This window comes from Nonomuraea sp. NPDC059007 (assembly GCF_042740555.1).
Lineage (GTDB): Bacteria > Actinomycetota > Actinomycetes > Streptosporangiales > Streptosporangiaceae > Nonomuraea.
The window spans coordinates 153782-160348 of sequence record NZ_JBHYJD010000025.1; the positions used below are offsets into that span (position 1 = coordinate 153782).

At 73.8% G+C, this 6567-nt stretch carries 4 protein-coding genes; 1 reads left to right on the plus strand and 3 read right to left on the minus strand.

Translation table 11 applies throughout. From position 1 onward, the window contains the following. Window positions 1-164: 164 nt before the first annotated feature. Complete coding sequence (locus tag ACFWY5_RS34645; RefSeq protein WP_379636925.1) at window positions 165-785, minus strand: TetR/AcrR family transcriptional regulator; 621 nt, start codon at window positions 783-785, stop codon at window positions 165-167. A 73-nt stretch (window positions 786-858) separates the two neighbouring features. Here ACFWY5_RS34645 and ACFWY5_RS34650 point away from each other — a divergent pair, with 73 nt between their 5' ends. Beyond that, window positions 859-2688 carry an amidohydrolase gene (locus ACFWY5_RS34650; protein WP_379636927.1) on the plus strand — a complete coding sequence of 610 codons (1830 nt, stop codon included), beginning with the start codon at window positions 859-861 and terminating at the stop codon, window positions 2686-2688. Here the strand turns inward: ACFWY5_RS34650 and ACFWY5_RS34655 are convergent. Then, window positions 2681-3382, minus strand: coding sequence for a DJ-1/PfpI family protein (locus tag ACFWY5_RS34655; protein WP_379623755.1), 702 nt, complete (start codon window positions 3380-3382; stop codon window positions 2681-2683). The genes ACFWY5_RS34650 and ACFWY5_RS34655 overlap by 8 nt on opposite strands. A 71-nt stretch (window positions 3383-3453) precedes the next feature. Then, window positions 3454-6567 (minus strand): WD40 repeat domain-containing protein (locus tag ACFWY5_RS34660; protein WP_379636929.1); only part of this gene is annotated, 3114 nt, incomplete at its 5' end.

Sequence of the window (6567 nt, forward strand, 5' to 3'; positions counted from 1 at the left end):
CGAGCAGCCCCCAGGGCTTTCCCGGGAGCCGAGCCTTCCGGGCACCGGGACCGGGCGCCGCGCCTACCGGGCACCGCGCTTTGCCGGAGCCGGGCCTTGCGGGAGCCGAGCTTTCCCGGGAGCCGGGCTCTGCGGCTATCGGGCTTTGCGGGGTCCGGGGCCGGTTACCGGGGGTCGAGGCCGCCGAGTTTCTCGGCGGCCTCCGCCAGCGCCGCCCGTACGGCCTGCGCCTTGCCCAGCCGGCCGATCAGGACGTGCACGGCCAGCCCGTCGAGCAGCGCGTTGAACGCGGGCAGGAACTCCTCCGCACGCACCGCGCGGAAGGTGCCGTCGGCCACCCCGTCGGCGATGATCGCGGTCAGGTCGCGGGTCCACCCGCTGTCGATCGCGTCGGCCGTCCTGCTCATCTCGCTGGCCGAGGTCGAGCGCAGCCACGCCTCCAGCCACAACTTCCAGGAGGCGTCGTGGCGGCCCTCGGGCAGGTAGAGCCGGATGTAGGCGGCCAGCCGCGCGGCCGGGGCGGTGACGGCGGCCAGTTCGCTCGCCCGCCGCTCGGCGAGGTCGCGCTCGCTCCACCGGAACGTCTCGGCCAGAATCTGGTCGCGTGACTGGAAGTAGTACAGGACCCGCGCCGGGCTCATCCCGGCGCGCTCGGCGATCTGCTGGACCTGGATCTCACTGACCGGCTGCTCGGCGATGACCTCCAGCGCCGCTTCGAGGACGCGCCTGCGGGCCAGCCTGCCGCGCTCCTGAGTTCTGCCCCTCGGTTCGGTCAGTTCTGACATGAGGTCGATCCTCCCCCTTGACGCGCAGCCGTACCAACTTAAATTTGATTCAAGTTTAGGATCGGAGGAGTCCATGAGGCGGTTACTGGCAGCGCTGCTTCCGCTGGCCGCCGGCGCGGTGGTTCCCGCGCAGGCGGGCGCGGACACGGTGCTGAGGCACGGGTTCGTCTACACGGTCGACGCTCGCGACAGCGTGGCCCAGGCGGTGGCGATCGACAACGGGAAGATCATCTATGTCGGCGGCGACGCGGGCGCGCGACGTCACATCGGCACCAAGACCAAGGTCATCGACCTCAAGGGCCGCATGGTGATGCCCGGCCTGCACGAGGGACACATCCACGACATCACCCGCGAGGACCGCAAGACCTGCGACCTCAAGGCGGAGCCGCTCACGGTCGCGCAGTTCCGCGGCCGGGTCAAGGCCTGCCTGGCCGATCCGGAACTGGGCGCGGAGCCGGACGACTTCCTGAACGTGACGAACCTCTACATGCAGTTCCTGCGCCCCGCCGGGACCACCCCGCACAAGCGGATGCTCGACGGGCTCGGCACCACCCGCCCGATCATCGTCTCCGCCGCGGTCACCGGCCACACCACACTGGTCAACCAGAAGGCCCTCGACCTGGCCGGAATCACGAAGAACACCCCCGACCCCGACGCCGGCCGGATCAACCACGACAAGAACGGCGAGCCGAACGGCCTGCTCGAAGACGCCGCCGCCCGCCTGGTCACCAAGCTCATCCCGCCCCCGCCTCCCCTCTCCCCCGAGCGCGCCGCCGAACTGGCCGGCCTGCGGATGCGCGACTTCAGCCAGGAGGGCATCACCAGCTTCTTCGTGCCCGGCAGCGACGCCGCCACTGTCACGACCTTCCAGAACCTGCGTACGGCCGGCGGCCTGACCGCCCGCGCCCACTTCGCCATCTCCACCCGCATCGGCGACCTGCGTGAACCCAAGAAGCTGTACGCCGCCCTCGCCAAGATCCGCAAGGAGCTGGAACGCCCCGGCCAGATCTCCCTGCCGGTCCGCGCCTGGCGTCCTGGCAAGCAGGAGGGCCCGCGCCTGGTGGCCGAGCCCGCGGTCTCCGTCGACGGCGTCAAGATCCTCCTCGACGGCATCGTGCAGTACCCGGGCCAGACCGCGGCCCTGCTCAAGCCGTACCTGGACGCCAAGGGCAAGCCGCGCAAGGACAAGTCGGCCCGCGGCGAGCTCTACATCGGCGCCAAGCTCCTCAACCCCGTCGTCGCCGAACTGGAGCGGCTCGGCTACCAGTCCCACATCCACGCCATCGGCGACCGCGCGGTCAGGACCGCCCTCGACGCCTTCGAGGCGGCGCGCAAGGCCAACCCCGGCATCAGGGCCCACCAGACCATCGCGCACGCCGAGGTGGTCGACCCCGCCGACTACCGGCGCTTCGGCACCCTCGACGTGACCGCGTCGATGGGACTGCAGTGGGCCAAACCGGCGCCCGACTCGACCGACGCGGTCAAGCCGTACCTGGGCGCGCGGTTCGACCTGTACGAGCCCACCAAACCGATCACCCGCGCGGGCGGCAAGGTCTCGCTGGGCAGCGACTGCTGCCTGGACCCGTTCGACCAGTGGTTCGGGCTGGAGGCCTCGATCCTGCGTGAGGCCGACTGGGGCAAGGACTTCCCGCAGTACGCCGGGAAGGTCAACGCCCTGCCGGGACTGTCCAGACGCGAGGCGATCAGGGCCGTCACGATCAACGGCGCCTACCAGATGCACCAGGACGAGGTCACCGGCTCGCTGGAGACCGGCAAGCTGGCCGACCTCATCGTCCTGAACCAGAACATCACCAAGGTCGCGCCGGACGACATCTCCCGGACCGACGTCCTGCTGACCATGGTGGGCGGAAAGGTGGTCTGGGCCGCGAAGCCGTTCAGCTGACGGTCTTCAGCCGGGCGCTGAGACGGCCGGCGAGGGGGTGGTCGCCGAGGCCCTCCCGCACCCACTGCTCGGTGACGGCGGTGTACAGCTCCTTCGGCGCCCGCTCCCAGTCCGGCCTGCCGTGCGGCGGGCGCGGATCGTACTCCAGCGCGTACTGCACGGCCCGCGCGACGTCGAGGCCGGCCAGTTCGGCGGTCAGGTGCAGGGCCATGTCGATCCCGGCCGAGACGCCCGCGGCGGTCAGCACCGGGCCGTCGGCCACCCAGCGCTCACGGACCGGGATCGCCCCGAACTCGGGCAGGACGTCGAGCATCGACCAGTGCGAGGTGGCGCGGCGGCCGTCGAGCAGCCCCGCCGCGCCCAGGATCAGCGAGCCGGTGCACACCGAGGTCGTCAGCCCGGTGGCGCCGCGCACGTAGGCGAGCAGGGTCTCGTCGGCCATCGCGCGCAGGGTCGGCGCGCCGCCGCCGGGGACCACGATCACGTCGGGGCCGGGCACCTCCTCGAAGGTGTGGCCCGCGCGCACCAGCAAGGGCGTGTCGGTCTCCCAGGTCTCCAGCCGTTCCCCGGCCACGACGACCCGGAACTCCGGGCGCATCGCCGCGAGAGTGGACAGCACCTGCAGCGGGCCGACCAGGTCCAGGATGGTACATCCGGGGTAGAGCACGAACGCGATGGTCTTCTCGGTTGCCATGCCCCCATCCTGACCTCCCGGGGCCGGGCGCGGCCGGCGCGTGTCCGCAATCTTGGGAAACCTGGCGGCGATCATGGGCAGGTCCGGCGGAAAGGCAGGCCGGGAAACGCCTGGCTCCAGTCGGCCGGGGTGAGCGCGGGCCTGGCCCGCGCGCAGACGCGGGCCGCCGCCGTCGCGGGGTCGACCGGCCACAGCCGCACGGTGTGGTCCTCGCTCGCGCTGGCCACGTACCGGCCGTCGGGGCTGAAGGCCACCGCGTAGACACGGTCGGTGTGCCCGGTGAGCGTGCCCGCGGGGCGCGGGCGCCGGGGGTCGCGCACGTCCCACAGGCCGACGGTGCGATCGAGCGAGGCGGTGGCGAGCGTGCGGCCGTCGGGCGAGAAGGCGATGCCCTGCAGGGCGTCGGTATGACCGACGAGCTGCGACAACGGGCGAATCCCCGCGCGATCGGCCACGTCCCACAGGCGGGCGGTGCGATCCAGGGAGGCGGTGGCCAGCATCCGGCCGTCGGGCGAGAAGGCGATCGCCTGCATGGTCTCCGGCTGCTGGGGGCTGGTGGCCAGCCGTACCGGCCGCTGGGGGTCGCTCACGTCCCACAGGACGATCACGACGCCGTTCAGCGTCGCCAGCAGATGGCCGTCGGGGCTGAAGGCCAGACCCGTCCCGCCGTTGCCGCCCTCGCGCACCGAGCCCGCCGCGCGCGGGCGCGCCGGCTCGGTCAGGTCCCACAGCCGTACGACGGGGTCGCCCGCACCCGCGCTGGCCAGCAGGTCGCCGCGGGGGGCGAAGGCCACCACGCGCACACCCCCATCGTGGGCGGCGCCGATCACCGCCGACGGCGACGGCCGGCCCCGATCGGCGACCCGCCACAGCCGCACGGCCCCGTCGACACCGCCGGTCGCGGCCAGCGCGCCGGACGGGTGGAAGGTGACCGACTCGACCTGGCCGGTGTGGCCGCGCAGCCGCGGCAGCGGGGCGGGCCGGTAGGGGTCGGCGACGTCCCACAACCCCGCGGTGAAGTCCTCGCTGCCGCTCAGCAGGGTGCGGCCGTCGGGACTGAAGGCCACCGCCGACAGCGCCGCCGGGTTGCCGCCCAGGAGGGGGCCGGGCAGGCGGGTCAGCAGCGTGGTGCCGTCGAAGGCGGCCGAGGCGAGCATGCCGCCGCCGGGCCGGTAGGCCAGCGCCCAGACGACGTCGGTGTGCGCGGTCAGCACCGTGGCGGGGGCGCGCGGCTCGGCGACGTTCCACAGGCGGATCGTGTGGTCCCAGCCGCCGCTGGCGAGCTGACGCCCGTCCGGGCTGAACGCGAGCGCCTGCAACGGCCCGCTGTGCCCGCTCAGCACGACGGGCCGGCTCGGCTCGGCCACCTCCCACAGGCGGACCCGGTGGTCCCAGCCCGCCGTCGCCAGCAGGCGCCCGTCCGGGCTGAACGCGACGGCGGTGACCTTCTCCCCGTAGCCGCTCAGGCGGCGCAGCAGGCGCGGGCGGCGCGGGTCGGCGACGTCCCAGAGGGCGGCGTTGCCGTCGTCCCCGGCGGTGACGAGCGTGGCGGTCGTGGGGTGGAAGGCGAGGGCGGTCATCGTGGAGCGGTGCGCGGCGCGCGTGGACAGCAGGCGGGGGTCGCTCGCGTTCGCGATGTCCCAGAGCCGCAACCGGCCGTCGCCGCCCGCCGTGGCCAAGATCGTGCCGCCGCCGCTCACCGCGACGGCGTACACGGGCCCGGTGTGGGCGGTGAAGGCGGCCAGCGGCTTGGACGGCCCCGCCGCCGCGGCCCACCACACCTGGACGGTGCCGTCATACAGGCTCGCCACCAGCAGGCGGCCGTCGGGCGTGAAGCGCAGCGACTCGATGTCGTCGCTCACCCCCGTCAGCTCGGCGAGCTTGTCCGGCGGGCCGTCGTCGTGGACGCGCCAGAGCCGGATCGTACGGTCGTCGCCGCCGCCCGCCAGGACCCTGCCGTCCGGGCTGAAGGCCAGCGTGTTCATCTCGTGCGCAAGGCGGTCGCCGAGCGGAGTGGTGAACGCGCTCAGCAGGCTGCCGCGCGCCTCCAGCGTCGGGGTGAGCCGGAAGGCGGCGAGGCTGAGCTGGGCGGCCAGCGGCGCGTTGGCCGTACGCAACTGGATGGCGCGCTCGGCCACACGTTGGGACAGGGCCGTGTTGCGCTGGCCGGTGGCGGCCTCCTGCTGGCTGCGCGCGTACCCGGTGGCGGCCCCGGCGATCACCACCATGGCGGTTAAAACGGCGATGAGCGAGCGGGCGGCGAGCACGCGGCGGCGGGCCTGGCGCTCCTCGCGCTCACGCGCGGCCAGGCTGGCCGCCAGGAACTCCTCCTCCGGCGGGCTCAGCGCGGGCGCCTGGCGCTCGGCCCACTCGCGCGCCACGTCCAGCCGGACGCCCCGGTAGAGCGCGCCGGGGTCGCGGCCCAGCGACTGCCAGGTCTCGGCCGCCTCGCTCAGCCGCTGGTGGGTGCGCAGGCCCTCGCGGTCGGCGGCCAGCCAGTCGCGCAGGCGCGGCCAGGAGCGCAGCAGCGCCTCGTGCCCGATCTCGACGCTGTCGTGGTCGAGCACCAGCAGGCGGGCGGCGACCAGCTGCTCCAGCACCTCGGCCGTGGCCGCGTCCTCGCCGAGGCGCCGCCGCCGCACCCGGCGTTTGGTGTCCTGGGCGCCCTCGCCGAGCACCGTCAGGCGCAGGAACAGCCGGCGGGCCAGCCGGCGCCGGTCGGGCGGAAGCTGGGTGTAGACACGCTCGGCGCTCTGGGCGATCGCGCCGTCGATGCCACCGGCGGCCTCGTAGGCGGCCAGGGTGAGCGTGAGCCCTCTGCGCCGGCGCCAGGTCTCCAGCAGCACGTGGGAGACGAGGGGCAGCACGCCGTTCTGGCCGGCGGCGTCGGCGACGATCCGGGCGGCCAGCGCCCCCTCGACCAGGCAGCCGGCGTCGGCGGCCGGCCGTACGACGGCCTGGCGCAGTTCTTCCACGAGCATCGGCCCGATCGGGACGTGCGCGCGGCGCAGCACCTCCAGCAGCCGGGGCTCGGCCAGGCAGTGACCGTAGAAGTCGGCGCGCACGCCGATCACCACCCGATGCCCGTCGGCGGCGCCGACCAGCAGGTCGATGAAGCGCGCCCGCTCGCCGGGATCGCGGCAGAGCGTGAAGACCTCCTCGAACTGGTCCACGATGATCAGCGT

What these genes read in the sequence shown, in the direction of transcription:
- ACFWY5_RS34645 (WP_379636925.1), bottom strand. Translation starts at nt 785, where the DNA reads ATGTCAGAACTGACCGAACCGAGGGGCAGAACTCAGGAGCGCGGCAGG.
- ACFWY5_RS34650 (WP_379636927.1), top strand. Translation starts at nt 859, where the DNA reads ATGAGGCGGTTACTGGCAGCGCTGCTTCCGCTGGCCGCCGGCGCGGTG.
- ACFWY5_RS34655 (WP_379623755.1), bottom strand. Translation starts at nt 3,382, where the DNA reads ATGGCAACCGAGAAGACCATCGCGTTCGTGCTCTACCCCGGATGTACC.